Raw genomic sequence first — 24,725 nt, 5'->3', positions numbered from 1 at the left:
AACGGTCCGGGCGGGTCATTGGGGATTCGTACATGGACATCGGCTATTTCCTGAAGCTGATGACGGAAAAGAACGCGTCGGACATGTTCCTGACCACCGGCGCGCCGGTCTACATCAAGGTCGAGGGCAAGCTCTATCCGCTCGGCAACACCGGCTTGCCCCCCGGCATGGTGAAGAAGATCGCCTACTCGCTGATGGACGAGGGCCAGGTGCCGCAGTTCGAACGCGACCTGGAACTCAACATGGCGATCTCGCTGCAGGACTCCGGCCGGTTCCGCGTCAACGTGTTCAAGCAGCGCGGCGAAGTGGGCATGGTGATCCGCGCGATCCGCAGCACGATCCCCAGCATCGAGGAGCTGCAGCTGCCCGAGGTGCTGAAGGAGATCATCATGGCGCCGCGCGGTCTGGTGCTGCTGGTCGGCTCCACCGGCTCTGGCAAGTCGACCTCGCTGGCGGCGATGATCGATCACCGCAACACCACCACGTCCGGACACATCCTCACCATCGAGGATCCGATCGAATACCTGCACCGGCACAAGAAGTCGATCGTCAACCAGCGCGAAGTCGGGCTCGACACCCACGCCTTCCACAACGCGCTGAAGAATGCGATGCGCGAGGCGCCGGACGTGATCCTGATCGGCGAGATCCTGGACGCGACCACGATGGAGGCCGCGATCGCCTTCGCCGAGACCGGCCACCTGTGCCTGGCCACGCTGCACTCGAACAACGCCGATCAGACGATCGAGCGCATCCTCAACTTCTTCCCCGAGGCCGCGCACAAGAACGTGCTGATGAACCTGGCGCTGAACCTGCGTGCGGTGGTCTCGCAGCGCCTGGTGGTCGGCGTGGATGGCCGCCGCCTTCCCGCGACCGAGGTGCTGATCAACACCCCGATGATCCGCGACCTGCTGCGCCGCGGCCAGGTGCACGAGATCAAGCAGGCCATGGAGGAGTCGCTCGAGGAAGGCATCGAGAGCTTCGACCAGTGCCTCTACCGGCTGTACAAGGAAGGCCGGATCGAGCGCGAGACCGCGCTGCGCGCGGCCGATTCGCGCGAAGGGCTGGACCTCAAGTTCCGCCTGTCCGAGGGCGCCACCGGCGAGCACGATCCCTACGCCGACGTGTTCGGCTCCTCGCACAGCTGATCCGGCACCGCCGCACGGCGGCGGGTGGATCGCCGTTCCGGCTCAGGACTGCTGCGGCGCGTCGGGCTGGCGGTCGGGCGCTGCGTCGCGGAACGCCGGCAGCTCCAGGCAGGCCTGCTCGATCGCGGCGATCGTCGGCCAGCGCGCCATGTCCAGTCCGAAGCGGCGCGCGTTGTAGACCTGCGGCACCAGGCAGCAGTCCGCGATCGTCGGCAGGTGGCCGTCGCAGAAGGTGTCGGTCGCCGGATGGTCGCGCAGCAGCGTCTCGAAGGCGTCGAACCCCTCGGTGATCCAGTGCCGGATCCACAGGTCGCGCTCGGGTTGCGGCACGTTCCAGTCCTGTTCCAGGAAGCGCAACACCCTCAGGTTGTTGAGCGGATGGATGTCCGCCGCGACCAGTTGCGCCAGTGCGCGCACGCGTTGGCGCTCGCGCGAGGTGGTGGGCAACAGCGGCGGCGCGGGCCAGACTTCGTCGATGTACTCGAGGATCGCCAGCGACTGGCGGAACGTCCGCTGGCCGTGCTGCAGCACCGGAACCAGTTTCTGCGGATTGGTGGCCATGTAGTCGGGCGCGAACTGTTCGCCGCCGTCGCGCAGCAGGTGCACGGGCACCGTCTCGTAGGCCAGCCCCTTGAGGTTGAGCCCGATGCGCACGCGGTAGGCCGCGCTCGATCGCCAGTACGAATACAGCCGCAGTTCTTCGTTCACGCCGGCGCCCCCTGGGCCAGTTGTCCGTTCCGAGTCACCCACCCGCCGCATGGATCCGCCTGCGGGCCACCGTGTCCACGCGTCCCGCCGCGCGTGGTTCGCATGCGATGTCTGGGCGTCGCGCGATTCCCCGTCGGCGCCGCCACCCCATCGCACCCTCCATCCGATGACAAACGTGGTGCGGGCGCGGGTCAGGCCGCCCCCTGACCGCAGTCCATCGTGACGGTCGCCCGGCTGGCGCGTCCGCCACTCGTCGCGCCAGCCCTCCGCCCGTCAGGGCGCGGCCTGGCGCTCGATCCGCTGCTCGATCGCACCGAAGATGCTGCGGCCTTCCTGGTCGAGCATCTCGATCCGGACCTGGTCGCCGAACGCCATGAACGGCGTCACCGGCTTGCCGGTCTCCAGCGCCTCGACCGTGCGCCGCTCGGCGAAGCACGAGGCGCCCTTGGAGGTGTCCTGGTTGGCGATGGTGCCCGATCCCACCAGCGTCCCCGCCGAGAGCGGGCGCGTCCTGGCCGCGTGCGCCACCAGCTGGGCGAAATCGAACTGCATGTCCACGCCCGCCTCGGGTGCGCCGAACCACTCGCCATTGATGTGGGTGAGCAGCGGCAGGTGAAGTTTGTTGTCGCGCCAGGCCTCGCCCAGTTCGTCGGGGGTGACGAACACCGGGCTCAGCGCCGAACGCGGCTTGGACTGCAGGAACCCGAAGCCCTTGGCCAGTTCGCCCGGGATCAGGTTGCGCAGGGACACGTCGTTGACCAGGCCGACGAGCTGGATGTGGCCGGCGGCCTGCTCCGGCGTCACCGCCATCGGCACGTCGTCGGTCACCACCACGATCTCGGCCTCCAGGTCGATGCCGTGGTCCTCGCTCACCACGCGCACCGGATCGCGCGGACCGTAGAAGCCCGCGCTGGTGGCCTGGTACATCAGTGGATCGGTGTAGAAGCTTTCGGGCACTTCGGCGCCGCGTGCGCGGCGTACGCGCTCCACGTGCGGCAGGTACGCACTGCCGTCGACGAACTCGTACGCGCGCGGCAATGGGGCGGCGAGCGCGTTCTGGTCAAGGTCGAACACGCCGTCGGCATCGCCCGACTCGAGCGACTGCGCGAGCGCATTCAGACGCGGCGCGATGTTGCTCCAGTCCTCCAGCGCGCGCTGCAGCGTCGGCGCGATGCCGGTCGCGCGGACCGCGCGCGCGAGGTCGCGCGACACCACCACCAGCGTACCGTCGCGGCCGCCTTCCTTGAGGGATCCAAGCTTCATCGGGGCTCCATCGCACCGGCGCCTCGCGCCGCAGGCCGGGATTGTAACCGTTGCGACCAATCGTCCCGCGGCCGGCCGGCGTGCACGCATACGCTCGCGGACGAACCCGGGGCCGGACGCGGATGCCGCGCGGGCAACGCCACGCATGCCATCGACGGCGAACGCGGCGACGACGTCTGCGGTCGCCGTGCGCTGCGCCGTCCGCTTTGCACACCGCCGCACATGCGTGACCGCAACCGCGTCAGTCGTCGCCCTGGAACGCCCCGGCGCGGAACGTGAGCACCAGCGTGTCGCGGTGGCCCGGCGCGTCGTCGGACTCCGGCTGGATCGGCGTTGACTCGTGGATCATCCGGGCATCGTCGAGGAACAGCAGCGACCACGGCTGCAAGAGGGTGAAGCGCTGGCCGTCCGGGCCCTCGGCCTGGAACACGCGGGTCTCGCCACCCTTGATGGCGTGGCGCTCCACCAGGATCACCGCGACGAAATCCACGCCGTCGCGGTGCGCACCCTCGGGCGTGGGCCGGCCGATGCCGTCGGCGGTGTCGATCCGGAACTGGTGCGCTTCGACATGCCAGGGCTGCGCCCCCTTCAGGGCCGAACACCAGCCCGCCAGTGCGCTGATCAGCGCTGGCCAGGCCGGCGCGGCAATGGTCTGCGGCGCGACCGGTTCGAACATGCGCAACATGCCGCCGTGCAGGGCGTTGTAGTCCAGCGACTGCCAATGCGCGCGATGCGGCACCTGGCGCACGACCGCGCCGTCGACCACGAAGCACGAATGGCGCCGGCTGCGGTAACGGCCGCCGTCACGCAGGTATGCGTCGGGCGGCAGGTCGTCCCAGCTCGCCTCCAGCGCGTGGAAGTCGGACGCGTCGACCTGCGCGATCGTGCCCAGGGCCTCCGCGAGGAGGACCGCGTAGCCGCGCGCGCGGACGTCGTCGAGCGCGCGATTCGGGTCGGACAGGGGCGGGGGGAACGGGACCATCATCGGCGGATTATCGCCGCATTCCGGCCTGCGGCAGAACCGGCAGGCCACTTTCCAGGCACGCAGAAACGACCAGACCCGCCGCAGCGGGTCTGGTCGTATCGCGATTGGCAGCCCCGGATGGATTCGAACCACCGAATGCCTGAGTCAGAGTCAGGTGCCTTACCGCTTGGCGACGGGGCTATGGGACCGATTGTAACGCCACCGCGGCGACGGTGGCGTCGATGCCGGTTAACGCTTCGAGAACTGGGTGGCGCGGCGTGCCTTGTGCAGGCCGACCTTCTTGCGCTCGACCTCGCGGGCGTCGCGGGTCACGAAGCCGGCCCTGCGCAGGTCGTTCTTCAGCGTCTCGTCGTACTCGACCAGCGCGCGGGCGATGCCCAGGCGGATCGCACCGGCCTGGCCGGTGGTGCCGCCGCCGGTGGCGGTCACGACGATGTCGAAGCTTTCCGTGTTCTTGGTCAGTTCCAGCGGCTGGCGCACGATCATGCGCGCAGTCTCGCGGCCGAAGAACTCGTCCAGCGGTCGGCCGTTGACGGTGATGCTTCCGCTGCCCTTGCGCAGGAACACGCGGGCGGTGGAGGACTTGCGACGGCCGGTGCCGTAATTCTGGGTGATAGCCATCGTTTAGATATCCAGGGGCTGGGGCTGCTGGGCGGCGTGCGGATGCTCGGCACCCTTGTACACCTTGAGCTTGCGGTACATGGCGCGGCCGAGCGTGTTCTTCGGCAGCATTCCCTTGACCGCGATCTCGATCACCCGCTCCGGGTGGCGCTCCAGCGCCTGCGCCAGGGTTTCGGTCTTGAGGTTGCCGATGTGGCCGGTGAAGCGGTGGTAGAGCTTGTCGCTCAGCTTCTTGCCGGTCACGGTGATCTTCTCGGCGTTGATCACGATCAGGTAATCGCCGGTGTCGACGTGCGGGGTGTAGACCGGCTTGTGCTTGCCGCGCAGGCGGCGCGCGAGTTCGGAACTCAGGCGGCCCAGCGTCTTGCCGGTGGCGTCGACGAGATACCAGTCGCGCTGGACGGTCTCGGACTTGGCGGTAAAGGTCTTCATCAAAAGGACTCCGGGCGGGTGCCTGGTCGGGCTGGTTGCGGGGCCTCAGGGGCCGCGGAACGTCGCCGCGCGTTGTGGAATGCGGGAAAAAGAAGCGGAATTCTAGCCGGCATCCCGGGCTCGCGCAAGCCGAGGGGATCGCCGCTGGCATCGCGGCCGATGCCGGGCGACCATGCAGGCCTACCCCGCGCCCGGAGCCCCCCATGCCAGACGCCCCCACCCCCGCGGCGCCCCGCGCCGCGCTGCCCGTGCCGTCCCCTGCTCCGCACCGGAGCCCGCCGCGCCACCTGGACCGGCTCGACCGGCTCCTGGTCGAAGCGCAGCGCGCGCTCGAGACCGTGCTCGGCCAGCCCGTCGCCCAGCGCGCCAACCCTGCCGGCGACACCCCCCTGCCCGATCTGGATCCCGCCGAGCGCCGGCACGCCGCCGGACTGATGCGGATCAACCACGTCGGCGAGGTCTGCGCCCAGGGCCTGTACTTCGGCCAGGCGGCGGTGGCGCGCGAACCCGCCACCCGCGAGCACCTGCTGGAGGCGGCGCAGGAGGAGACCGACCACCTCGCGTGGTGCGCCGACCGCCTGCACGAGCTCGACAGCCGGCCCAGCGTCTTCAATCCGCTGTGGTACGGCGGCAGCTACGCGCTCGGAGTGCTGGCGGGACTGCGCGGCGACGGCTGGAATCTCGGCTTCGTGGTCGAAACCGAGCGCCAGGTCGAGGCCCATCTGGACGAACACCTGCAGACCCTGCCCGGCGCCGACCAGCGCAGCCGCGAGATCCTGCGACAGATGAAGGCCGACGAGGCCCGCCATGCCGACAACGCCGAACTTGCCGGCGCACGCATCCTGCCGCAGCCGATCCCGACCCTGATGGCCACCGCCTCGAAGCTCATGAAGACGGTGGCCTACCGGCTGTGATGGCGCCGCCCGGCGGCAGGGCGGGAAACACGTCAATGGAGAACCGGCGCCGGAGGGGTCGCCCCCAGGGGGCGGGGTCCAACGGCCCGCAGGCACACCGCGACACTGCACCCCCTGCCGCCGCCCCTCCCTCCGCTCTTCCAGCCCTGGACGCGAAAGGCCCCGCATCGCGGGGCCCTCGGGTTCATGGCGTTCGCGCACACCGGGCGCGCCATCCACGACGGTCAGTCAGTCGAGCAGGTTGCGACCGTGGTAGAGCTCCTCGATCTCGCGCTTGAGCCGCGCCTCGATCTTCATCCGCTCCTTGAACGAGAGGTTGCGCGCCTTCTCCTCGAACAGGTACTGGTCGAGGTCGAAATCCTTCAGGTGCATCTTGGTGTGGAAGATGTTTTCCTGGTAGACGTTGACGTCGAGCATCTCGTAGCGGGACTTGATGTTCTTGGCCAGGTAGTCCTGGATCGAATTGATCTTGTGGTCGATGAAGTGCTTCTTGCCCTTGATGTCGCGGGTGAAGCCGCGCACGCGGTAGTCCATCACCACGATGTCCGACTCGAGGCTCTCGATCAGGTAGTTCAGCGCCTTCAGCGGCGAGATCACGCCGCAGGTCGACACGTCGATGTCGGCGCGGAAGGTCGCGATGCCGTTGTCCGGATGGGTCTCCGGGTAGGTGTGCACGGTGATGTGTGACTTGTCCAGGTGCGCCACCACCGCATCCGAGATCAATCCCTTGCCGGCATCCTTCTTGTCGATCACCGGCTCCTCGGAGATGAGGATGGTGACCGACGCGCCCTGGGGATCGTAGTCCTGGCGGGCGATGTTGAGGATGTTGGCGCCGATGATCTCGGCCACGTCGGTCAGGATCTGGGTCAGCCGGTCGGCGTCGTACTGCTCGTCGATGTACTCGATGTAGCGCCGACGCTCTTCCTCCGACGCCGCATAGCAGACGTCGTAGATGTTGAACGAGAGCGATTTGGTGAGGTTGTTGAAGCCCTGGAGCTTCAGGCGAGGCAGCGGCTTGACCACGTCGGACAGTCCCCGGTCGGGCGGGCGAAGGGCGGAATTATGCGGCAAAGCCCGTGACCGTTGGGGCAAGGCGTTTGCTCCGCGGGCGCCAACGTCCTAATCTCGGCGCTTCCCCCGTTCCCCCCTGCATGAACCCCAGCCCTGTGGCCCTGATCAGCAGCTATCGCCGTCCCGCCCATCCGATGGCCCCCGCCCCCGCGACCATCGAACGATTCCTGGCCCACTGCCACCGGCGACGCTATCCGCCGCGCACCGAGGTGTTCCGACCGGGAGATCCCGCCGGCACGCTGTATTTCGTGATCAGCGGCTCGGTGAGCATCATCACCGAGGAGGACGACGGCCGCGAGCTGGTGCTGGGCTACTTCGGCAACGGCGAGTTCGTGGGCGAGATGGGGCTGTTCATCGAGTCCGACACCCGCGAGGTGATCCTGCGCACCCGCACCCAGTGCGAGCTGGCCGAGATCAGCTACGAGCGGCTGTACCAGCTGTTCGACGGCACCCTCGCCAACGACGCCACCTCGATCATGTACGCGATCGGCGTCCAGCTCTCGCGCCGGTTGCTCGACACCAGCCGCAAGGCCGGGCGACTGGCCTTCCTCGACGTCACCGACCGCATCATCCGCACCCTGCACGACCTGACCCGCGAACCCGAGGCGATGAGCCACCCGCAGGGCACCCAGCTGCGCGTCTCGCGCCAGGAGCTGGCGCGGCTGGTGGGCTGCTCGCGCGAGATGGCCGGTCGCGTGCTGAAGAAGCTGCAGGCGGACGGCCAGCTGCACGCCCGCGGCAAGACCATCGTGCTCTACGGCACGCGATGAGCCACGGCCACTTCGGCCCGCCGGGCAACCTGCCCGACGCCGACCTGCGCAGCGCCAGCCCGGTCGACGCGGACGATGTCGCCGCGCTGCTGTGCGAACTCGGCTACCCCTGCGACCGCGACGACGCGCGACGGCGGATCCTGGCCATCGGCGAGAACGATCGCCAGGCGCTGGTGGTCGCGCGCGTGGGCGGCGCGGTGTCGGGGCTGGTGGCGCTGGACTTCATGTACTACCTGCCGCTGGACACGCTGACCTGCCGCATCACCGCGCTGGTGGTCACCTCCGGCGCGCGCGGCCATGGCCTGGGACGCCAGCTGCTGAAGGAGGCCGAACGTCGCGCGCGCGCCGGCGGCGCCGCGCGCCTGGAGCTGTCCAGCGGCTCGCAGCGCACCGATGCACACGCGTTCTACAAGGCCTGCGGCTTCAGCGACGGCACCGTGCGCTTCATCAAGCGCCTCGGCGACGCGTAGCGGGCCCGGCTGCGGTCGCGCAGAACCGCGCGGCCGGCCGACCCGTCCGCACGTGGATGTCGGCACGTGGATGCCTGCCCGTGCACGCCCGGGCTGCCGGAAGATCCGCCACGCGCGGAGCCGTTCCGGGCCCTGCCCGGCCCGGCTCGCGACGCCTCGCACCGTCCTAGGCGGGCGCGCCACCGCGGCCGGCGCAGCCCCAGTTGAGGATCGGCGTGCCCGCCGGCAGCACACGCTCGAACAGGGCCACGTTGCCGTGCTTGGGATTCACCACCACCGGCGTGCGCGCGGCCTTGAGCAGGGGCAGGTCGGCGCTGGAATCGGAGTAGGCGATCGCGATCTCGCCGTAGCCGCACTCGCGCAGCATCCGCATCTTCTCCTCGGCGTGGCAATGGCGCACGGCCACGATCGCGCCCAGCCGCGGGCCGACCCGCGTGCCGATCACGGGCACCGCCTCGTGCGCGACGAAGGCCAGGATCGCGCGTGCCAGCTCCGGCGGCGCGCCGGTGGCGATCACCACCCGGTCGCCGGCCTCGCGATGCCGGTGCAGGACCTCGAGCGCGACCGGCAGCAGCCGGCCGCGGATCTGGGCATCGTGTCCGGCGACGTAACGGTCGATCGCCGCGTCGAGCGTGCGCGGTCCCGGCATGCCCACGGTGCCGATCCACACATAGCCGGAAATGCCCCGGCGCCGCGTCGGCAGGAACGCGACCATCGGCCCCAGCACCGGCGTGGCCAGCAGCGCCAGCGCCGTGCGCCAGACGCTGCGCCGGATCAGCCACGCGAACAGATGGCTGCCCGAGTCGCCGTCGTACAGGGTGTGGTCGAAGTCGAACACCACCGCCGGTGCGCCTTCGCGCGAATCGGGTGCTGCGCTCATGTGGCGAAGAACAGCCGCTGCAGCGCGGCGCCCGGGTCGGGCTCGCGCATGAAGGCCTCGCCCACGAGGAAGGCCTCGACACCGGCCGCGCGCAGGCGCGCCACGTCGTCCGCGCCGTGCACGCCGCTCTCGGTCACCAGCCGGCGGTCGCGCGGCACCGCCTGGCGCAGCGACAGCGTGGTCTCGAGCGAGACCTCGAACGTGCGCAGGTTGCGGTTGTTGATGCCCAGCAGCGGTGCCGGCACCTGGATCGCGCGCTCCAGCTCGTCGATGTCGTGGACCTCCACCAGCACGTCCAGGCCGATCTGCAGCGCCGTGCCGGCCAGTTCGGCCAGCTGCGCGTCCGACAGCGCGGCGACGATCAGCAGGATGCAGTCGGCCCCGAGCGCGCGCGCCTCGTGCACCTGGTAGGGATCGATGGTGAAGTCCTTGCGCAGCACCGGCAGCGGACAGGCCGCGCGCGCCTGCTGCAGGAAGTCGTCATGGCCCTGGAAGAAGTCGACGTCGGTCAGCACCGACAGGCACGCCGCGCCGCCCGCCGCGTAGCTGCGCGCGATGTCGGCCGGATGGAACACGGGCCGGATCACGCCCTTCGACGGGCTGGCCTTCTTGACCTCGGCGATCACCGCCGGATCGCCCGCGGCGATCTTCGCCTCGATCGCGGCAGCGAAGCCGCGCACCGGCGGCATGTCGGCCGCGCGTGCCCGCATCTCGGGCAGCGGACACGCCGCCACCCTCGCGGCCACTTCCTCGGCCTTGCGCTGCAGGATGCGCTGCAGGATGTCGTCCTGTCGCGGCAGCGACGGGCGCAGCAGATGGTTCACGGGGATGGATCCTCTTCGATGCGGAGCGGCACCGCGCGCTGCCTGCGCGTCGGCGACGACGCATGATCGCAGCCCGCGCGCCACCGCGCGAGCGCCTGCGGGCACGTCGATGCCGGCGCGCATGCGCGCGATGCCGGTCGCAGGGTCCTCACGCCCGATCACCGGACGCCGCGTCCCGGTCCCAGCCATAAGCACGTTCGACCCGCGCGACCCGCAGCTCGAAGTGGCTGTACCAGCCGGCGCGGCCGCGTTCGCGCGCCGCCGCGTGCTCGGCATGGTCGCGCCAGGCGCGAATCGCCTCCTCGCTCTCCCAGTAGGCGACGGTGATCCCGAAGCCGTCCTCGCCGCGGGTCGATTCCATGCCCAGGAAGCCCGGCTGCTGCGCGGCCAGCTCGACCATGCGCGCGGCGGTCTCGCCGTAGCCGTGATCGCCGTCGGTGCGCTGCGCGCTGAAGATCACCGCGTAGTAGGGCGGCCTGGGAAGCCTGGCGAATGCGCTCGGAGACATGGCCGTGTCCTGCGGGGAAGCCCCGGAGGCCGGCGATTGTCGCAAACGCCCGGCGTGGCGTCAGCCCGCGTCCGCGGCCAGCCGCCGGGTACACGCGACGAACGCCTCTAGTCGGGCCATCGCCGCGCCGGACGCCACCGCTTCCCGCGCCCGGGCGATGCCGTCCTCGATCGACTCCGCCACGCCGGCCACGTAAAGCGCCGCGCCGGCATTGAGCGCGACGATCTCCACCGGCAGCCCCGCCTCGCCGCGCAGCGCGCCCAGCAGCATCGCCTTCGAACCGGCCGGATCCTCGACCCGCAGGTTGCGGCTGGCCGCCATGGCGATGCCGAAATCTTCCGGGTGGACCTCGTACTCGCGCACCCTGCCGTCGCGCAGCTCGCCGACCAGCGTGGCGGCCCCGAGCGAGATCTCGTCCATCCCGTCGCGTCCCCACACCACCAGCGCGCGCTCGGTCCCCAGCTCCTGCAGCACCCGCACCTGGATGCCGACGAGGTCGGGATGGAACACGCCCATCAGCACCGAAGGCGCGCTCGCCGGGTTGGTCAGCGGCCCGAGGATGTTGAAGATCGTGCGCACGCCCATCTCGCGTCGCACCGGCGCCACCGCCTTCATCGCCGGATGGTGGATCGGCGCGAACATGAAGCCCACGCCGGTCTCGTCGATGCTGCGCGCAACCTGCTCCGGCTGCAGCTCGATCGCCGCCCCCAGCGCCTCCAGCGCATCGGCGCTGCCGGACTTCGAGGACACGCTGCGGTTGCCGTGCTTGGCCACACGCGCGCCCGCCGCCGCGGCGACGAACATGCTGGCGGTGGAGATGTTGAAGGTGTGCGAGCCATCGCCGCCGGTGCCGACGATGTCGACCAGGTGGGAGCGGTCGGGCACCTCAACGGTGCGCGAGAGTTCGCGCATCACCTTCGCCGCCGCGGCGATCTCGTCCACCGTTTCCTTCTTCACGCGCAACCCGGTGAGGATCGCCGCGGTCATCACCGGTGAGACCTCGCCGCGCATGATCTGGCGCATCAGCGAGATCATCTCGTCGTGGAAGATCTCGCGATGCTCGATGGTGCGCTGCAGGGCTTCGTGCGGGGTGATGGTCATGGATTCGGGGGTTTCGGGACTCGGTGGACGGGAACCGGCGATCGGGAGACGGAGGGGCGCGCGCCGTCACCGCTCCAGGAAGTTCTTCAGCAGCGCATGCCCGTGCTCGGTCAGGATCGACTCGGGATGGAACTGCACGCCCTCGACCGGGTGTTCGCGGTGGCGCAGACCCATGATCGCCTCGAACGCGCCGTCCTCGTGCTCGGTCCACGCCGTGACCTCGAGCGCCTCCGGCAACGAATCGCGCTCCACCATCAGCGAGTGGTAACGCGTGGCCTCGTAGCCATCGGGCAGCGCAGCGAACACGCCCTGCCCCCGGTGCCGGATCGGCGAGGTCTTGCCGTGCATGATCCGGCCCGCGCGCACCACGCGCCCGCCGTAGGCCTGGCCGATCGCCTGGTGGCCGAGGCACACGCCGAGAATCGGCGTGGTCGCGCCGAGCCGCTCCACCAGTTCCAGCGACACGCCGGCCTCGTTGGGCGTGCACGGCCCCGGCGAGATCACGATGCGCTCCGGCGCCAGCGCCGCGATGTCGTCGACGTCCAGCTCATCGTTGCGCACCACCCGCACCTCGGCGCCCAGCGCCTGCAGGTACTGCACGAGGTTCCAGGTGAAGCTGTCGTAGTTGTCGATCATCAACAGCACGTCACAACCCCTTCGCTGCTTCGGCGACGGCGCGGAACAGCGCGCGCCCCTTGTTCATGGTCTCGTCCCACTCGGTCTGCGGGTCGGAGTCGTAGACGATGCCGGCGCCGGCCTGGACGTGCAGCCGGCCGTCCTGGATCACGGCGGTGCGGATCGCGATGGCGGTGTCGGCGTCGCCGTGCCAGCCGATGTAGCCGATCGCGCCGGCGTAGACGTTGCGCTTGACCGGTTCGAGTTCGCGGATGATCTCCAGCGCACGGATCTTGGGCGCGCCGCTGACGGTGCCGGCCGGGAACGTGGCGCGCAGCACGTCGGCGTAGGACAGGCCGGGTTTCAGCCGCCCCGTGACCTCGCTGACGATGTGCATGACGTGGCTGTAGCGTTCGATCACGAAGCTGTCGCCGACACGCACGCTGCCGGCTTCGGAGACATGGCCGACATCGTTGCGCCCGAGGTCGATCAGCATCAGGTGCTCGGCGCGCTCCTTGGGGTCGGCCAGCAGTTCGGCCTCCAGCGCCAGGTCCTGGTCGTGCGTGGCGCCACGCGGGCGGGTGCCGGCGATCGGGCGCACGGTGACCTCGCCGCCCTGCAGCCGCACCAGGATCTCGGGCGACGAGCCCACCACCTGGGTCCCACCGACGTCGAGGAAGTACATGTAGGGCGACGGGTTCATGGCGCGCAGTGCGCGGTACACGTCCACCGGGCGCGCGTTGAACGGCACGCTCATGCGCTGCGACAGCACGACCTGGAACGCATCGCCGGCGGCGATGTAGTCCTTCGCACGGGCGACGGCCGCCAGGAAGCCGTTGCGGGTGAAGCCGGATTCGAAGTGCGCTTCGTCCAGCGCCTCCGGGCGCAGCGTCTCGGGATAGCCGGCGCCGCCGTGGCGCAGCCGGTGCGCGAGCGCGTCGAGCCGGCGGTTGGCGCGCGCGAACGCCTGCGGCGCGCGCGGGTCGGCATGGACCACGAGATACAGCCGGCCCTTGAGGTTGTCGAACACGGCGACGTCCTCGCTGAGCATCAGCAGGATGTCTGGCGTGCCGAGCTCGTCGGGATTGGCGTTGGCCCGCAGTCGCGGTTCGATGTACTCGATGCACTCGAAGCCGAACCAGCCCACCAGGCCGCCGGTGAAGCCCGGCAGTCCTTCCACCCGCGGCACGGAGTGCTCCACCCGCAGGCGCTCGACTTCCGCGAACGGATCGTCCACCTCGCGCCGCTCGACGACCTCGCCGTGCTCGCTGACCGTCAGCGCGTGGCCGTGGAAGGCGTACACCCGCGTCGCCGGCAGGCCGATGATCGAATAGCGGCCGAAGCGTTCGCCGCCCTCGACCGATTCGAACAGGTAGGTATGCGGGCCGTCGGCGAGCTTGAGGTAGACCGACAGCGGCGTGTCGAGGTCGGAAAGGACCTCGCGCACGACCGGAATGCGGGTGTGGCCTGCGGCGGCCTGGCGCTCAAACGCGGCTTGCGGGGACTCGGCTTGCGGGGACACGCGGCATTTCCTCGGACAGCGGGCGGACGGTGGCGACGGCGGCGGCGGGCCACCATCGCCAGCTGTCGCCGACGGCACGGAAATGCGGGATTGCGGACGCGCCCATGGCGGTAATGTAACGGCTTCGCGGCGCGTTTTACAGGCGCGCAGTCCGTCACCCCCCCGCAGGCGGGCGCGCGCATCTCCAACCCTACACAGGTGTCCTCGCGTCCGGCTGAGGCGCGCCTACGCGGAAGGCGTTGGTTGCACCAGCAACGGACACTCCTGCGGCAGATGCATGCGCACGCGGCGCGGCACGCAGTCGATGCGGAAACGCGTGGCTTCCACCGGCTCTCCGTCGAGGTTGAGGGCCAGCGGCCGGGCCGCGTCGATCTCCAGCCACGGCAGCCGCGCCCGGGTGGCGATGCGTTCGAGCGCGGCGAGCTTGCCTTCGCTGAGCACCGTGCCGAGGGTGGCCGCCACGTCGCCGGAGAGTTCCGGAATCACGGTGACGTCCAGCAGCCCGTCGTCGATGCGCGCGTCCGGGCACAGCGCCTGGCCGCCGCCCGCCTGGCGGCCGTTGCCGATCCCCAGGGCGATGAAGCCGCCGCGCCAGTGGAAGTCCGGACCCCGCAGCGTCGCCTCGACCGGTTCGATCCGCCCCAGCTTCGCCAGCCCGGTGAGCAGGTAGGCCAGGCCGCCGAGCAGCTTCTTCATGCCCTCGGGCGTTTCGATCGTGACCTGGGTGCCGAAGCCGCCGCTGGCGAGGTTGGCGGCCCAGTGCACGCGGTCCTTCGCCTGCAGCCGCAGCAGGTCGATCGCGTGCGCGGGGCTGGACGCGATCACGTCGAGCGCTTCGCCAGGCGCGTCCGGCAGCCCCGCGGCCGCGGCGAAGTCGTTGGCCGTGCCCAGCGGCACCAGGCCCAGCGACGGCAACGCGCCGGCGGCCTCGTCGCGCGACGCCAGCGCGGTGGCGACCTCGCTCAGGGTGCCGTCCCCGCCTGCGGCGATGATCGTGCCGACGCCATCCGCGATCGCCTCGTCGACATGGCGTGCGGCGTCGCCGTCTTCCCAGGTCACGCGGACCTCCAGCGCCAGGCCGCGTGCGCGCAGCTGATGCACCGCCTCGCGCAGGTCTTCGTCACCTGCGGACTTGCCGTTGAGGATCAGGCGCCAGTGGGGGGTGGGCATGGGAAGAACACCGGTGCGGGGCGCATGGTGTAGCACGCCGTCGCGCCTCCGGCCTCACGCGGTCGTGATGCCGGCAGCGGACCCGCCGCGCGTCGGGGCGGCGCACCTCGACGCCCGCACCGCGTCCCGGGATCGTCGTGCTGCGGTCATCGCGATGTCATCTCCCGGCCGCAGCATCGAAGGCCATAGCAGGGACGACGGGCGGGGGCGGGATTGCCCTCATGTCTTCCGGCGACGGATCCGCCGCGACAAGGCGGATCCGTCGCCAGGAACACGGCGTTCGGCCCGGCGCCGGATCGGCAGCCGGCCTGCATCGGCCACGGTCACTGGGGCGCGCGCACAGGCACGAACCACCGCCCCTCGCGCGACTCTCCCCACTGCATGTGCATCCCGCGCAGACAGGTGTCCGATCGGGGAGCCTGTCGTACAGCCTGCCGATATCAGGACCTGGCCTGGTCGATCGCCGCACGCATCGTGGCGATCACCTGCGCATATTCGGGCTGGCCGAAGATCGCACTGCCGGCGACGAACGTGTCGGCACCGGCGGCGGCGATGGCGCCGATGTTGTCGGGCTTGACCCCGCCGTCGATCTCGAGCCGGATCGGCTTGCCGGTGGCATCGATGCGTTCGCGCACGCGGCGCAGCTTGTCCAGCGCGGACGGGATGAAGGCCTGGCCGCCGAAGCCCGGGTTGACCGACATCAGCAGCACCAGGTCCAGGTCCTCCAGCACGTGGTCGAGCACGTCCAGCGGCGTGGCCGGGTTGAGCACCAGCCCGGGTTGGCAGCCTTCGTCGCGGATCAGCTGGATCGTGCGGTGCACGTGGCGCGAGGCTTCGGGATGGAAGCTGATCGTCGTCGCACCGGCCTTCGCGAAGTCCGGCACCAGGCGGTCGACCGGTTCGACCATCAGGTGCACGTCGATCGGCGCGGTCACGCCGTGCCTGCGCAAGGCCTGGCACACCAGCGGGCCGATGGTGAGGTTGGGCACGTAGTGGTTGTCCATCACGTCGAAGTGCACCCAGTCGGCACCGGCGGCCAGCACGCGGTCGACCTCGTCGCCGAGGCGGGCGAAGTCGGCCGAGAGGATGGACGGGGCGATGACGGGCGCTTGCATCGGCGATGGATCCGGACGGGATGGGAATGGGAATGTCGCTGCCGGCAGCGGCGCGAGGCGGTCGGTCAGGATCGGCGGCGGCCGTCGCGACGACGGCGGATGCGATCGTAGGCGGCGTTGATCGCGCGCGCCTGCTTCTCGGCCTGCGCGCGCAGCTCGGGCGCCGCGCCGGCGACCTTGTCGGGGTGGTACTGGGCCATCAGCCGGCGGTAGGCCTGGTCGATCTCGGCATCGCTGGCGTCGCTGGTCAGGCCGAGCACGCGATAGGGCGCGGCGCGCCCGGGCGCGATCCAGCCGGCATCGAAGGCATGGCCGATGATCAGGCCGATCAGCCCGCCCGCGGGGTGCCGCAGCAGCAGCCAGCCGGCGATGAAACCCAGCAATTTTCCGTACCAGCGGTTCATGGACACAGTGTAGCCGCCCGGCCGGCCGGGCCGTTCATCGCCACTGCAAATGGCACTACACTTGCCGGCCCGCCCGAAGGCCACCTCCTTGGCGACCACGCTGCTGTCCTCCGACCTGCCCGGCCTGACCCTGCGCCATCGCGGCAAGGTCCGCGACGTGTACGACCTCGGCAACGACCGGCTGCTGATGGTGGCCACCGACCGCCTCAGCGCCTTCGACGTGGTGCTGCCCGACCCGATCCCGGGCAAGGGCGAGATGCTGTGCCAGATCAGCAACTTCTGGTTCGCCCGCACCGCGGCGCTGATGCCCAACCACCTCACCGGGGTCGAGGTGGCCGGCGTGTTGCCGGACGGCGTCGACCCGGCGCTGTACGCCCGGCGCGCGGTGGTCGCCAGGAAACTGCGCCCGGTGCCGATCGAGGCCATCGCCCGCGGCTACATCATCGGCAGCGGCTGGAAGGACTACCAGCGCACCGGTCGCGTGAGCGGCATCCGCCTGCCCGACGGGCTGCGCCAGGCCGAGCAGCTGGACGAGCCGATCTTCACCCCGTCGACCAAGGCCGCGGTCGGCGACCACGACGAGAACATCGACTTCGACACCGCGGTCAAGCTCGCCGGCGCCGACCTCGCCGAACAGGTGCGCGACGCGACCCTGCGCCTGTACAAGCACGCCGCCGCCTTCGCGGCCGAGCGCGGCATCCTGCTGGCCGACACCAAGTTCGAGTTCGGCACCGACGGCGACGGCCGCCTGTACGTGATGGACGAGATGCTCACGCCGGACTCGTCGCGCTACTGGCCGGCGGACGAATACGAGGTGGGCACCAGTCCGCCCAGCTACGACAAGCAGATCGTGCGCGACTACCTGGAAACGCTGGACTGGGACAAGACCCCGCCCGGTCCGCACCTGCCGCCCGAGGTGATCGAACGTACCCGCGCCCGGTACGCGGAAGCGCTGCAGCGGCTGGCGGGGATCTCGGTCGACTGAGCGCGCTGCGCGGCGTGGCCGCGGGGATTCCGACAGTCCGCGGCATCACTGGCCCTGCGCTATCCTGATCCGCGTACCGGCATCGTCTGGAGGAAGTCATGAACGCGATCCAGGATCCGCCGTCCGAACGTCCCATCGACCGCTGGTTCGCCAGCTACTCGGCCGATCACCGCAACGACGCCAACCAGTGGATCCACGTGTTCGCGGTGCCGCTGATCCTGTGGAGCGTGATCGCGCTGCTGTGGTGCATCCCGGTGCCGGCCGACAGCGGTTTCCGCAGCGGGCTGTGGGCGGGGCTGGCGTGCTTCGCGGCCTGGATGTTCTACTTCCGCGCCTCGCGCGTGATCGGCTTCGGCATGCTGGCGACGTTCGTGGCGATGCTGTGGCTCACCTTCTGGATCGAGCGCACGCTGGGCACCCGCTTCCTGCTGTGGCTGGCGATCGGCGTGTTCGTGGTGGCGTGGATCGCGCAGTTCGTGGGCCACAGCAAGCTGTTCGAAGGCAGGAAGCCGAGCTTCTTCACCGATCTGCGCTATCTGCTGATCGGCCCGGCCTGGGTACTGTCGAAGCTGTACCGGAAGCTCGGCTGGCGCTGGTGAGGCCATGACCGCCGCCGCGGGGCTGCGCGGCCGCGACCTCGCGCTCGCGCTGCTGATCTGCCTGTGCTGGGCGTTCAATTTCCTGACCTCCGCGCATGCGCTGCAGGAGATTCCGCCGTTCCTGTTCAGCGCGCTGCGCATGGCGATCGTGCTGGCGCTGCTGGTGGCCTTCATGCGCCCACCGCCGCGTTCGCAGTGGTGGCGGCTGGCCGGGATCGCCATGTTCACCGGCGTGCTGCACTTCGGCACCAGCTTCCTGGCGCTCAAGCTCGCCGGCAACCTGTCGTCGCCGGCGATCGTCACCCAGACCTACGTGCCGATGGCGGTGCTGCTGGCGTGGTGGTGGCTGGGCGAACGCTTCGCCTGGCGTACCGCGCTCGGGATCGGCCTGAGCTTCGCCGGCGTGCTGGTGCTGGGCTTCGACCCGATGGTGCTCGACCGGCCGCTGGCGCTGTTCGTGATGCTGGGCTCGTCGCTGATGGTGGCGATCGGGACGGTGCTGATGCGGCGCATGACCGGCGTGGGCATGATCGACCAGCAGGGCTGGACCGCGGCGTTGAGCGTGCTGCCGCTGCTGGCGATCAGCGCGGTGGTGGAACCGGGCGGATTCGCCGCGCTGCGCGAGGCGAGCTGGATCGGCTGGGGCGGCGCGCTGTACGCGGCGGTGTTCGCCTCGCTGCTCGGGCACGGGCTGTTCTTCAAACTGGTGCAGCGTCATCCGGTGGCTCAGGTCACGCCCTACCTGCTGATGACGCCGGTGTTCGCGGTGCTGCTGGGGATCTTCTTCTGGGGCGACCGTCCCGGACCGGCGCTGTGGATCGGCGGGGCGATGGTGCTCGGGGGCGTGCTGGTGGTCGCGATCCGCACGCTGCAGAAGAAGCGCCCGCCGGTGGCCGAGGTCACCCCGGAGGTGTGAGCATGGCCGCATCGGGCGCGAACGCGCGCGGCGCGTAGCCCAGGTCGCGCGCGGCCGGCGTGGCGTCGAACACCAGGTCCTCGCGCATGCGCGCGAGCGCGGCGTCGTTGAAGCCCGCCGCGATGCCGGCCCAGCGCGCCGGCGCCAGCAGGGTGCGGAACACCGCCGGCGGCAGCGTCCACAGGCGCGGGCGTGCCGGCAGCGCCGCAAGCACGCGCGCCACCATCTCGCGGTAGGGCATGGTGTCGCCGCCGGGAACGGCGTAGGCGTGCCCGGCCGCATCGGCCGCGTCGAGACAGGCCATCGCCGCGTCCGCGAGGTCGTCGACGTGCACCGGTTGGCGCAGGCCCGTGGCGTCGGCCGGCAGCGCGAATCCGTGCAGCCGGCGCGCCAGCATCGCGATCCGGGTGAGCGTCGCGTCGCGGCCCACGCCATAGACCAGGGTCGGCCGCAGCACGGTGGCGCCGATGCCGCGGGCGGCGGAGGCGTCGAACAGGCGCGCCTCGGCTTCGCGCAGGCGTCGGGCGACGTCGCGCTCGCCGGGGTCGATCGAATCGTGCTTCACCGCCGCGCTGGTGGAGCCGAACGCCACCACCCGCGCGCATCCCAGGTCGCCGCGTGCGAACCGCGCCGCGAAGGCATCCAGCGGACCACAGCTGAAGATCGCATCGACTTCGGCGGGCAGGTCGCGTCCGGTGGCCAGGTCGCCGCGCAGCCAGTGCACGCCGGAGGAACCGGACTGCGCGCCGCGCGAGAGCGCGTGCACCTGCCAGCCCGCGTGCAGCAGCCGCGCCAGCAAGGGCTGCCCGATCTGGCCGCTGCCGCCGAACACCAGCGCGCGGCGTCCGCGGGACGGACGCGGCGGCAGGTTCGGCAGCGCGTCGGCGACGGCGTCGGTCATCGACCAAAGCATAACGTGCACGCCGACACGCGGGCACGTCGGCTAAACTCGGGTGCCGGCACGGCGTTCGCGCGCCGCGCCGGCCCGCCCACACCGGACTCCCGATGCTGATCCTGCTCCTGGCCCTGCCCTTCGCGGCGGCGCTGGCCATCGCGCTGGCCCGCGGCGCATCGCGACGGACCATCGCCTGGGTGGCCGCTGCCGCGCCGCTGCTCGGCCTGGGGCTGCTCGCATGGCTGACGCCGGCGGTCATGGGCGGCGCGATACCGGCGGCGAGCCTGCCGTGGATTCCCGAAGCGGGACTGGCGCTGTCGCTGCGGCTGGACGGGCTGGCCTGGATGTTCGCCGGACTGGTGCTGGGCATCGGCGTGTTGATCGTGATGTACGCGCGCTACTACCTCAGCGAAGAGGACTGCTCGTCGCGCTTCTTCTCCTGCCTGCTGCTGTTCATGGGCGCGATGCTGGGCGTGGTGCTGGCCGGCAACCTGCTGCTGCTGGTGGTGTTCTGGGAACTGACCAGCATCAGCTCGTTCCTGCTGATCGGGTTCTGGACCCATCGCCAGGATGCGCGCCAGGGCGCGCGCATGGCGCTGACCATCACCGGCCTGGGCGGCCTGGCGCTGCTGGGCGGCGTGCTGCTGATCGGGCGCGTGGTCGGCAGCTACGAACTGGACGCGGTGCTTGCGGCGGGCGACGCGATCCGTGCCAGTGCCGAATACCCGGCCATCCTGGCGCTGGTGCTGGCCGGCGTGTTCACCAAGAGCGCGCAGTTCCCGCTGCACTTCTGGCTGCCGCAGGCGATGGCCGCGCCGACCCCGGTCTCGGCCTACCTGCACTCGGCGACGATGGTGAAGGCCGGCGTGTTCCTGCTGGCGCGCCTGCACCCGGCGCTGGCCGGCACCGACCTGTTCTTCTACGTGGTGACCACGGTCGGCGCGATCACGCTGCTGGTTGGCGCCTGGTACGCGATCTTCCAGCACGACCTCAAGGGCCTGCTGGCGTATTCGACGATCTCGCACCTGGGCCTGATCACCCTGCTGTTCGGGCTGTCGACGCCGATGGCGGTGGTCGCAGGCGTGTTCCACATCCTCAACCACGCCACGTTCAAGGCCTCGCTGTTCATGGCCGCGGGCATCATCGACCACGAATGCGGTACCCGCGACCTGCGCCGGCTGGGCAACCTGCGCCGCTACCTGCCGTGGACCGCGGCGCTGGCGATCGTGGCCTCGCTGGCGATGGCCGGCATCCCGCTGCTCAACGGCTTCCTGTCCAAGGAGATGTTCTTCGCCGAGGCCCTGGAGGCCGGCGACGATCGCGGCTTCCGCATCGCGATCAGCATCGCCGCGCTGCTGTACGGCGTGTTCGGCGTGGCCTACAGCCTGCGCTTCGTGCACGACGCCTTCCTCGGCAGCGGGCCGCGCGCGCTGCCGGTGGAACCGCACGAGCCGCCGATCTGGATGCGGATCCCGGTGGCGGTGCTGGTGGTGCTGTGCCTGGCGGTCGGCATCCTGCCCGCGCTGACGGTGGAGCCGCTGCTCAAGACCGCAGTCGCCGGCACCCTGGGTGATGCGGCGCCGACGTTCTCGCTGGCGGTCTGGCACGGCTGGAACCTGCCCCTGGCGATGAGCCTGGGGGGGCTGGCCGGCGGCCTGGCGTTCTATTTCATGCTGCGGCGGCTGTTCGCGCTGCACGATGCCATCCTGCGTACCTGGGGCCGGCACCTGTTCCAGGTCAACATCGAAGCGTTGTTCACCGCCGCCGGCAGGTTCACCCAGCGCGTGGCCGATGGCGGCATCCGCCGCAGCCTGTTCTGGATGATCGTGGTCACCCTGCTGGTGGGCGCGGCGCCGTTCCTCGGCGCGCCCGACCGCCTGCTGCCGGACCTGGAGCGTTCGCAGTCAATGCCATGGCTGGGCTGGATCCTCTGGGCGGTGATGGTGGCCTCCACGCTCGGCACGGTGGCAGTGCACGGACGCCGCCTCACCGCACTGATCGTGATCGGCGCGGTCGGGCTGCTGGTGAGCCTGGCCTTCGCGCTGCTGTCGGCGCCCGACCTGGCGCTGACCCAGCTGATGGTCGAGATGGTGACCATCGCGCTGATGATGATGGCGCTCAACTACCTGCCCAAGCAGTCCAAACAGGCGCGCACCCCGCTGCGCCGCTGGCGCGACGGCGCGCTGTCGGCCGTGGCCGGGCTCGGGGTGGGCGGACTGGCGTACGCGATGATGCTCTCGCCGCAGCAGACGATTTCGGGCGAGATGCTCGCGCGCTCGCTGCCGGAGGCCTATGGCGCGAACGTGGTCAACGTGATCCTGGTCGACTTCCGCGGCTTCGACACCTTCGGCGAGATCACCGTGTTCGCGGTCGCCGCGCTGGTGGTGCACGCGCTGCTGCGCTGGGCACGGCTGCGCCCGGACGAGGTGCTGCCCGGGCCGCCGGTGCAGCTGCCGATCCCGGCCGACCTGACCCAGCTGCTGTTCCCGCTGGCGCTCACGGTGTCGATCTACCTGTTCCTGCGCGGCCACAACGCGCCCGGCGGCGGCTTCATCGCCGGCCTGGCGATCGCGGTGCCGGTGCTGATCAAGTACGTGGTGCAGGGCGCGCGCGCGGTGGAGGCGACGTTCGGGTTCGACTACCTGCGCGGGATCGCGATCGGCCTGATCGTCGCCACCATCGGCGGCCTGGGTTCGCTCGTGTTCGGGCTGCCGTTCCTGACCAGCGGCCATGTCGACCTCGACCTGCCGCTGATCGGCCACCTGCCGCTGGCCAGCGCACTGGTGTTCGACACGGGCGTGTACGTGGTGGTGTTCGCCGGGGCGCTGCTGATGCTCTCGACCATGGGCACGGTGCGGCGCCGCCAGTTGCTCGAGGAAGGAGGACACTGATGGAATTCGCGATCGCCAGCGGGATCGGCGTGCTGGTGGCGGCGGGCGTGTACCTGCTGCTGCGGGCGCGCACCTTCGACGTGATCCTCGGCCTGACCCTGCTGTCCTACGCCACCAACCTGCTGATCTTCTCCTCGGGACGGCTGGTGGTCGGCAAGCCGCCGGTGCTGCGCCACGGGGTCGAGACGACCGCCGCCTACTACGCCGATCCGCTGCCGCAGGCGCTGGTGCTGACCGCGATCGTGATCGCGTTCGCGATGACCGCGGTGGTGGTGGTGGTCGCGATGCGCAACCACGCCGACCTGCACAGCGACCACGTCGACGGCCGCGAGCCCGGCCAGGCCGACAACAGCGCGCCGCCGCCGGCATGATGCAGCACCTGGTCCTCGCGCCGATCCTGGTGCCGCTGCTGTGCGGCGCGATCCTGCTGCTGCTCGAGCGCCGGCACAGCACCCGGGTGCTGCGCATCGGCGCGTCGATCGGGCTGGCGGTGCTGCTGGCGGCATCGCTGGCGCTGTTCGCGCGCGCCGCCGGCGGCGGGATCGAGGTGTACCTGCTCGGCGACTGGCCCTCGCGCATCGGCATCGTGCTGATGCTCGACCGGCTCGGTGCGCTGATGGTGCTGGTGACCAGCCTGCTGGCCATTCCCTGCCTGATCTACGCCTGCGCCGGCTGGGACAAGCGCGCGCTGCATTTCCACGCCCTGTTCCAGATCCAGCTGGCCGGCCTCAACGGCGCGTTCCTGACCGGCGACGTGTTCAACCTGTTCGTGTTCTTCGAGGTGCTGCTGATCGCCTCCTACGGACTGCTGCTGTCGGGCGGACGCGGCGAGCGGATGAAGGCGGGCATGCACTACGTGGTGTTCAACATCGTCGCCTCGACCCTGTTCCTGGTGGCGCTGGCGCTGATCTACGGCCTGCTCGGGACGCTCAACATGGCCGAACTGGCGGTGCGCATCCGCGAGGTCGCGGCGGAGGACGCGGCGCTGGTGCGGGCGGCGATGGGGCTGCTGCTGGTGGTGTTCTGCGCCAAGGCCGCCCTGCTGCCGATGTACCTGTGGCTGCCGGAGACGTATGCGCGCGCGCCGGCCGCGGTGGCGGCCCTGTTCACCATCATGACCAAGGTCGGGCTGTACGCGCTGCTGCGCGTCACCACCCTGATGCTGGGCGACGAGGCCGGTGCGCTGGCGGGGTTCGGGCGCGGCATGCTGCTCGCCTTCGGCCTGGTGACGTTGCTCCTGGGCGGCCTGGGTGTGGTGGGCGCGCTGCGTCTGCGGATCTCGGCCTCGTACCTGGTGCTGCTCTCGGCCGGCACGCTGTTCGTGGCGTTCGCGCTGGCGCAGCCCGGCACCATCGCCGCCGGCCTGTATTACCTGCCGCACAGCTGCTTCGCCGGCGCGGCGATGTTCATGATCGCGCACGCGGTGCAGCGCGAACGCGGCGAGGTCGGCGACCGGCTGCTGCCGCAGGCGCCACCCATGCCGCGCCTGACCGGGATGATGTACATGGTCGCGGCGGTGTCGCTGGTCGGCCTGCCGCCGCTGTCGGGCTTCATCGGCAAGTTCCTGCTGCTGGCCGCGGTGCCCTCGGCTCACACCGGCGCGGTGTATGCGGCGGTGCTGGTGGGCAGCCTGCTGGCGCTGATCGGCCTGAGCCGCACCGGCACCCGCCTGTTCTGGCGCACGACCGAGACCGCGCAGGTCGCGCCACCGGTTGCGGGCGCGCCCGTGCCGCGCAAGCCGCGGGTACGCAAGCGCGAGCTGTTCGCCACCACCCTGCTGCTGGGCTACGGCCTGGCCATGAGCGTGTTCGCCGCGCCGGTGCTGGAATACACGCAGATGACCGCGCGCCAGCTGCTGGCGCCCGGCGACTACGTGCGCGAGGTGCGCGCGGCCACCCCCGCCGCGCGCCAACCCTGATGC

General features: G+C 70.5%; 26 protein-coding genes and 1 tRNA gene. 10 read left to right on the top strand and 17 right to left on the bottom strand.

Annotated features, from left to right (window positions below; all coding sequences use genetic code 11):
- Positions 1-32 precede the first annotated feature (32 nt).
- A complete protein-coding gene (locus QFW81_RS16055) occupies positions 33-1,145 on the top strand; it encodes a PilT/PilU family type 4a pilus ATPase (protein WP_280580210.1) in 1,113 nt (370 codons plus the stop codon).
- A gap of 42 nt (positions 1,146-1,187) precedes the next feature.
- Here QFW81_RS16055 and maiA read toward each other — a convergent pair whose 3' ends face one another.
- From maiA to rplM, 6 genes are all read right to left on the bottom strand, one after another.
- Complete coding sequence (gene maiA, locus QFW81_RS16050; protein ID WP_280580209.1) at positions 1,188-1,853, bottom strand: maleylacetoacetate isomerase; 666 nt, start codon at positions 1,851-1,853, stop codon at positions 1,188-1,190.
- A gap of 273 nt (positions 1,854-2,126) precedes the next feature.
- Positions 2,127-3,116, bottom strand: coding sequence for a fumarylacetoacetate hydrolase family protein (locus QFW81_RS16045; RefSeq protein WP_280580208.1), 990 nt, complete (start codon positions 3,114-3,116; stop codon positions 2,127-2,129).
- A gap of 241 nt (positions 3,117-3,357) precedes the next feature.
- Positions 3,358-4,098, bottom strand: coding sequence for a 2OG-Fe dioxygenase family protein (locus tag QFW81_RS16040; protein ID WP_280580207.1), 741 nt, complete (start codon positions 4,096-4,098; stop codon positions 3,358-3,360).
- Positions 4,099-4,206: 108 nt separating this feature from the next.
- Positions 4,207-4,281, bottom strand: a tRNA-Gln gene (locus tag QFW81_RS16035).
- Between the two features lie 48 nt (positions 4,282-4,329).
- The gene (gene rpsI / locus QFW81_RS16030; RefSeq protein ID WP_280580206.1) at positions 4,330-4,722 is read right to left on the bottom strand and encodes a 30S ribosomal protein S9; all 393 of its coding nucleotides are present in this window, start codon (positions 4,720-4,722) and stop codon (positions 4,330-4,332) included.
- A 3-nt stretch (positions 4,723-4,725) separates the two neighbouring features.
- Entirely contained in the window at positions 4,726-5,154 is a 429-nt protein-coding gene (rplM, locus tag QFW81_RS16025) for a 50S ribosomal protein L13 (protein ID WP_280580204.1), read from the bottom strand.
- 203 nt (positions 5,155-5,357) lie between these two features.
- Here rplM and coq7 point away from each other — a divergent pair, with 203 nt between their 5' ends.
- On the top strand, positions 5,358-6,068 hold the full coding sequence (coq7, locus tag QFW81_RS16020) for a 2-polyprenyl-3-methyl-6-methoxy-1,4-benzoquinone monooxygenase (RefSeq protein ID WP_280580202.1): 711 nt from the start codon (positions 5,358-5,360) through the stop codon (positions 6,066-6,068).
- A 228-nt stretch (positions 6,069-6,296) separates the two neighbouring features.
- Here coq7 and speD read toward each other — a convergent pair whose 3' ends face one another.
- Positions 6,297-7,091 carry an adenosylmethionine decarboxylase gene (speD, locus tag QFW81_RS16015; RefSeq protein WP_280580200.1) on the bottom strand — a complete coding sequence of 265 codons (795 nt, stop codon included), beginning with the start codon at positions 7,089-7,091 and terminating at the stop codon, positions 6,297-6,299.
- A 182-nt stretch (positions 7,092-7,273) separates the two neighbouring features.
- Here speD and crp point away from each other — a divergent pair, with 182 nt between their 5' ends.
- Together crp and QFW81_RS16005 are read left to right on the top strand one after the other, a co-directional pair.
- Complete coding sequence (gene crp, locus QFW81_RS16010) at positions 7,274-7,909, top strand: cAMP-activated global transcriptional regulator CRP (RefSeq protein WP_425604073.1); 636 nt, start codon at positions 7,274-7,276, stop codon at positions 7,907-7,909.
- The gene (locus QFW81_RS16005; protein WP_280580196.1) at positions 7,906-8,379 is read left to right on the top strand and encodes a GNAT family N-acetyltransferase; all 474 of its coding nucleotides are present in this window, start codon (positions 7,906-7,908) and stop codon (positions 8,377-8,379) included. Before crp ends, QFW81_RS16005 begins: the two co-directional genes overlap by 4 nt.
- A gap of 166 nt (positions 8,380-8,545) precedes the next feature.
- On the opposite strand, the gene QFW81_RS16000 is transcribed toward QFW81_RS16005, so the two are convergent.
- The 9 genes from QFW81_RS16000 to QFW81_RS15960 all read right to left on the bottom strand — a co-directional run bounded on the left by QFW81_RS16000 (position 8,546) and on the right by QFW81_RS15960 (position 16,518).
- Complete coding sequence (locus tag QFW81_RS16000; protein ID WP_280580194.1) at positions 8,546-9,259, bottom strand: haloacid dehalogenase-like hydrolase; 714 nt, start codon at positions 9,257-9,259, stop codon at positions 8,546-8,548.
- Positions 9,256-10,083, bottom strand: coding sequence for an indole-3-glycerol phosphate synthase TrpC (trpC, locus tag QFW81_RS15995; RefSeq protein ID WP_280580192.1), 828 nt, complete (start codon positions 10,081-10,083; stop codon positions 9,256-9,258). The genes QFW81_RS16000 and trpC overlap by 4 nt, the downstream gene beginning before the upstream one ends.
- Positions 10,084-10,231: 148 nt before the next feature.
- Positions 10,232-10,591, bottom strand: coding sequence for an antibiotic biosynthesis monooxygenase family protein (locus QFW81_RS15990; RefSeq protein ID WP_280580190.1), 360 nt, complete (start codon positions 10,589-10,591; stop codon positions 10,232-10,234).
- A gap of 60 nt (positions 10,592-10,651) precedes the next feature.
- Entirely contained in the window at positions 10,652-11,692 is a 1,041-nt protein-coding gene (gene trpD / locus QFW81_RS15985) for an anthranilate phosphoribosyltransferase (RefSeq protein ID WP_280580187.1), read from the bottom strand.
- Between the two features lie 66 nt (positions 11,693-11,758).
- A complete protein-coding gene (locus QFW81_RS15980) occupies positions 11,759-12,337 on the bottom strand; it encodes an anthranilate synthase component II (RefSeq protein WP_280580185.1) in 579 nt (192 codons plus the stop codon).
- Between the two features lies 1 nt (position 12,338).
- Entirely contained in the window at positions 12,339-13,829 is a 1,491-nt protein-coding gene (gene trpE / locus QFW81_RS15975; protein WP_280580183.1) for an anthranilate synthase component I, read from the bottom strand.
- Positions 13,830-14,054: 225 nt separating this feature from the next.
- The gene (gene yegS / locus QFW81_RS15970; protein ID WP_280580181.1) at positions 14,055-14,999 is read right to left on the bottom strand and encodes a lipid kinase YegS; all 945 of its coding nucleotides are present in this window, start codon (positions 14,997-14,999) and stop codon (positions 14,055-14,057) included.
- 440 nt (positions 15,000-15,439) lie between these two features.
- On the bottom strand, positions 15,440-16,114 hold the full coding sequence (rpe, locus tag QFW81_RS15965) for a ribulose-phosphate 3-epimerase (protein WP_280580179.1): 675 nt from the start codon (positions 16,112-16,114) through the stop codon (positions 15,440-15,442).
- Between the two features lie 65 nt (positions 16,115-16,179).
- Positions 16,180-16,518, bottom strand: a complete 339-nt coding sequence (locus QFW81_RS15960) for a J domain-containing protein (protein ID WP_280580176.1) — start codon at positions 16,516-16,518, stop codon at positions 16,180-16,182.
- Between the two features lie 88 nt (positions 16,519-16,606).
- Between QFW81_RS15960 and QFW81_RS15955 the strand changes: the two genes are divergently transcribed.
- From QFW81_RS15955 to QFW81_RS15945, 3 genes are all read left to right on the top strand, one after another.
- Positions 16,607-17,503, top strand: a complete 897-nt coding sequence (locus QFW81_RS15955; RefSeq protein ID WP_280580174.1) for a phosphoribosylaminoimidazolesuccinocarboxamide synthase — start codon at positions 16,607-16,609, stop codon at positions 17,501-17,503.
- Between the two features lie 98 nt (positions 17,504-17,601).
- Positions 17,602-18,102: an Mpo1 family 2-hydroxy fatty acid dioxygenase gene (locus QFW81_RS15950; protein ID WP_280580173.1), complete on the top strand. Its 501-nt coding sequence runs from the start codon at positions 17,602-17,604 to the stop codon at positions 18,100-18,102.
- 4 nt (positions 18,103-18,106) lie between these two features.
- Positions 18,107-19,018: a DMT family transporter gene (locus tag QFW81_RS15945; RefSeq protein WP_280580172.1), complete on the top strand. Its 912-nt coding sequence runs from the start codon at positions 18,107-18,109 to the stop codon at positions 19,016-19,018.
- On the opposite strand, the gene QFW81_RS15940 is transcribed toward QFW81_RS15945, so the two are convergent.
- Positions 19,002-19,919: an NAD-dependent epimerase/dehydratase family protein gene (locus QFW81_RS15940; protein ID WP_280580170.1), complete on the bottom strand. Its 918-nt coding sequence runs from the start codon at positions 19,917-19,919 to the stop codon at positions 19,002-19,004. The two genes, QFW81_RS15945 and QFW81_RS15940, sit on opposite strands and share 17 nt — an antisense overlap.
- Before the next feature lie 104 nt (positions 19,920-20,023).
- On the opposite strand from QFW81_RS15940, the gene QFW81_RS15935 reads away from it, so the two are divergent.
- The 3 genes from QFW81_RS15935 to QFW81_RS15925 are packed head-to-tail and all read left to right on the top strand — an operon-like array spanning position 20,024 to position 24,722.
- Entirely contained in the window at positions 20,024-22,804 is a 2,781-nt protein-coding gene (locus QFW81_RS15935) for a monovalent cation/H+ antiporter subunit A (protein ID WP_280580168.1), read from the top strand.
- Positions 22,804-23,175, top strand: a complete 372-nt coding sequence (locus QFW81_RS15930; RefSeq protein WP_280580166.1) for a Na+/H+ antiporter subunit C — start codon at positions 22,804-22,806, stop codon at positions 23,173-23,175. Before QFW81_RS15935 ends, QFW81_RS15930 begins: the two co-directional genes overlap by 1 nt.
- Positions 23,175-24,722 (top strand): monovalent cation/H+ antiporter subunit D, encoded by a 1,548-nt coding sequence (locus tag QFW81_RS15925; protein ID WP_280580164.1) that lies wholly within the window; start codon positions 23,175-23,177, stop codon positions 24,720-24,722. Before QFW81_RS15930 ends, QFW81_RS15925 begins: the two co-directional genes overlap by 1 nt.
- Positions 24,723-24,725 lie beyond the last annotated feature (3 nt).

This window comes from Luteimonas kalidii (assembly GCF_029887935.1).
In the GTDB taxonomy this organism is placed as follows: Bacteria; Pseudomonadota; Gammaproteobacteria; order Xanthomonadales; family Xanthomonadaceae; genus Luteimonas; species Luteimonas kalidii.
This window is presented reverse-complemented; position numbering and strand designations above follow the sequence as displayed.

Excerpts from the sequence above, each read along its gene's own strand:
- QFW81_RS16055 (WP_280580210.1), top strand. The coding sequence starts at position 33 with ATGGACATCGGCTATTTCCTGAAGCTGATGACGGAAAAGAACGCGTCG.
- QFW81_RS16045 (WP_280580208.1), bottom strand. The coding sequence starts at position 3,116 with ATGAAGCTTGGATCCCTCAAGGAAGGCGGCCGCGACGGTACGCTGGTG.
- QFW81_RS16040 (WP_280580207.1), bottom strand. The coding sequence starts at position 4,098 with ATGGTCCCGTTCCCCCCGCCCCTGTCCGACCCGAATCGCGCGCTCGAC.
- rpsI (WP_280580206.1), bottom strand. The coding sequence starts at position 4,722 with ATGGCTATCACCCAGAATTACGGCACCGGCCGTCGCAAGTCCTCCACC.
- rplM (WP_280580204.1), bottom strand. The coding sequence starts at position 5,154 with ATGAAGACCTTTACCGCCAAGTCCGAGACCGTCCAGCGCGACTGGTAT.
- coq7 (WP_280580202.1), top strand. The coding sequence starts at position 5,358 with ATGCCAGACGCCCCCACCCCCGCGGCGCCCCGCGCCGCGCTGCCCGTG.
- crp (WP_425604073.1), top strand. The coding sequence starts at position 7,274 with ATGGCCCCCGCCCCCGCGACCATCGAACGATTCCTGGCCCACTGCCAC.
- QFW81_RS16005 (WP_280580196.1), top strand. The coding sequence starts at position 7,906 with ATGAGCCACGGCCACTTCGGCCCGCCGGGCAACCTGCCCGACGCCGAC.
- QFW81_RS16000 (WP_280580194.1), bottom strand. The coding sequence starts at position 9,259 with ATGAGCGCAGCACCCGATTCGCGCGAAGGCGCACCGGCGGTGGTGTTC.
- QFW81_RS15990 (WP_280580190.1), bottom strand. The coding sequence starts at position 10,591 with ATGTCTCCGAGCGCATTCGCCAGGCTTCCCAGGCCGCCCTACTACGCG.
- trpD (WP_280580187.1), bottom strand. The coding sequence starts at position 11,692 with ATGACCATCACCCCGCACGAAGCCCTGCAGCGCACCATCGAGCATCGC.
- yegS (WP_280580181.1), bottom strand. The coding sequence starts at position 14,999 with ATGCCCACCCCCCACTGGCGCCTGATCCTCAACGGCAAGTCCGCAGGT.
- rpe (WP_280580179.1), bottom strand. The coding sequence starts at position 16,114 with ATGCAAGCGCCCGTCATCGCCCCGTCCATCCTCTCGGCCGACTTCGCC.
- QFW81_RS15960 (WP_280580176.1), bottom strand. The coding sequence starts at position 16,518 with ATGAACCGCTGGTACGGAAAATTGCTGGGTTTCATCGCCGGCTGGCTG.
- QFW81_RS15950 (WP_280580173.1), top strand. The coding sequence starts at position 17,602 with ATGAACGCGATCCAGGATCCGCCGTCCGAACGTCCCATCGACCGCTGG.
- QFW81_RS15945 (WP_280580172.1), top strand. The coding sequence starts at position 18,107 with ATGACCGCCGCCGCGGGGCTGCGCGGCCGCGACCTCGCGCTCGCGCTG.
- QFW81_RS15940 (WP_280580170.1), bottom strand. The coding sequence starts at position 19,919 with ATGACCGACGCCGTCGCCGACGCGCTGCCGAACCTGCCGCCGCGTCCG.
- QFW81_RS15935 (WP_280580168.1), top strand. The coding sequence starts at position 20,024 with ATGCTGATCCTGCTCCTGGCCCTGCCCTTCGCGGCGGCGCTGGCCATC.
- QFW81_RS15930 (WP_280580166.1), top strand. The coding sequence starts at position 22,804 with ATGGAATTCGCGATCGCCAGCGGGATCGGCGTGCTGGTGGCGGCGGGC.
- QFW81_RS15925 (WP_280580164.1), top strand. The coding sequence starts at position 23,175 with ATGCAGCACCTGGTCCTCGCGCCGATCCTGGTGCCGCTGCTGTGCGGC.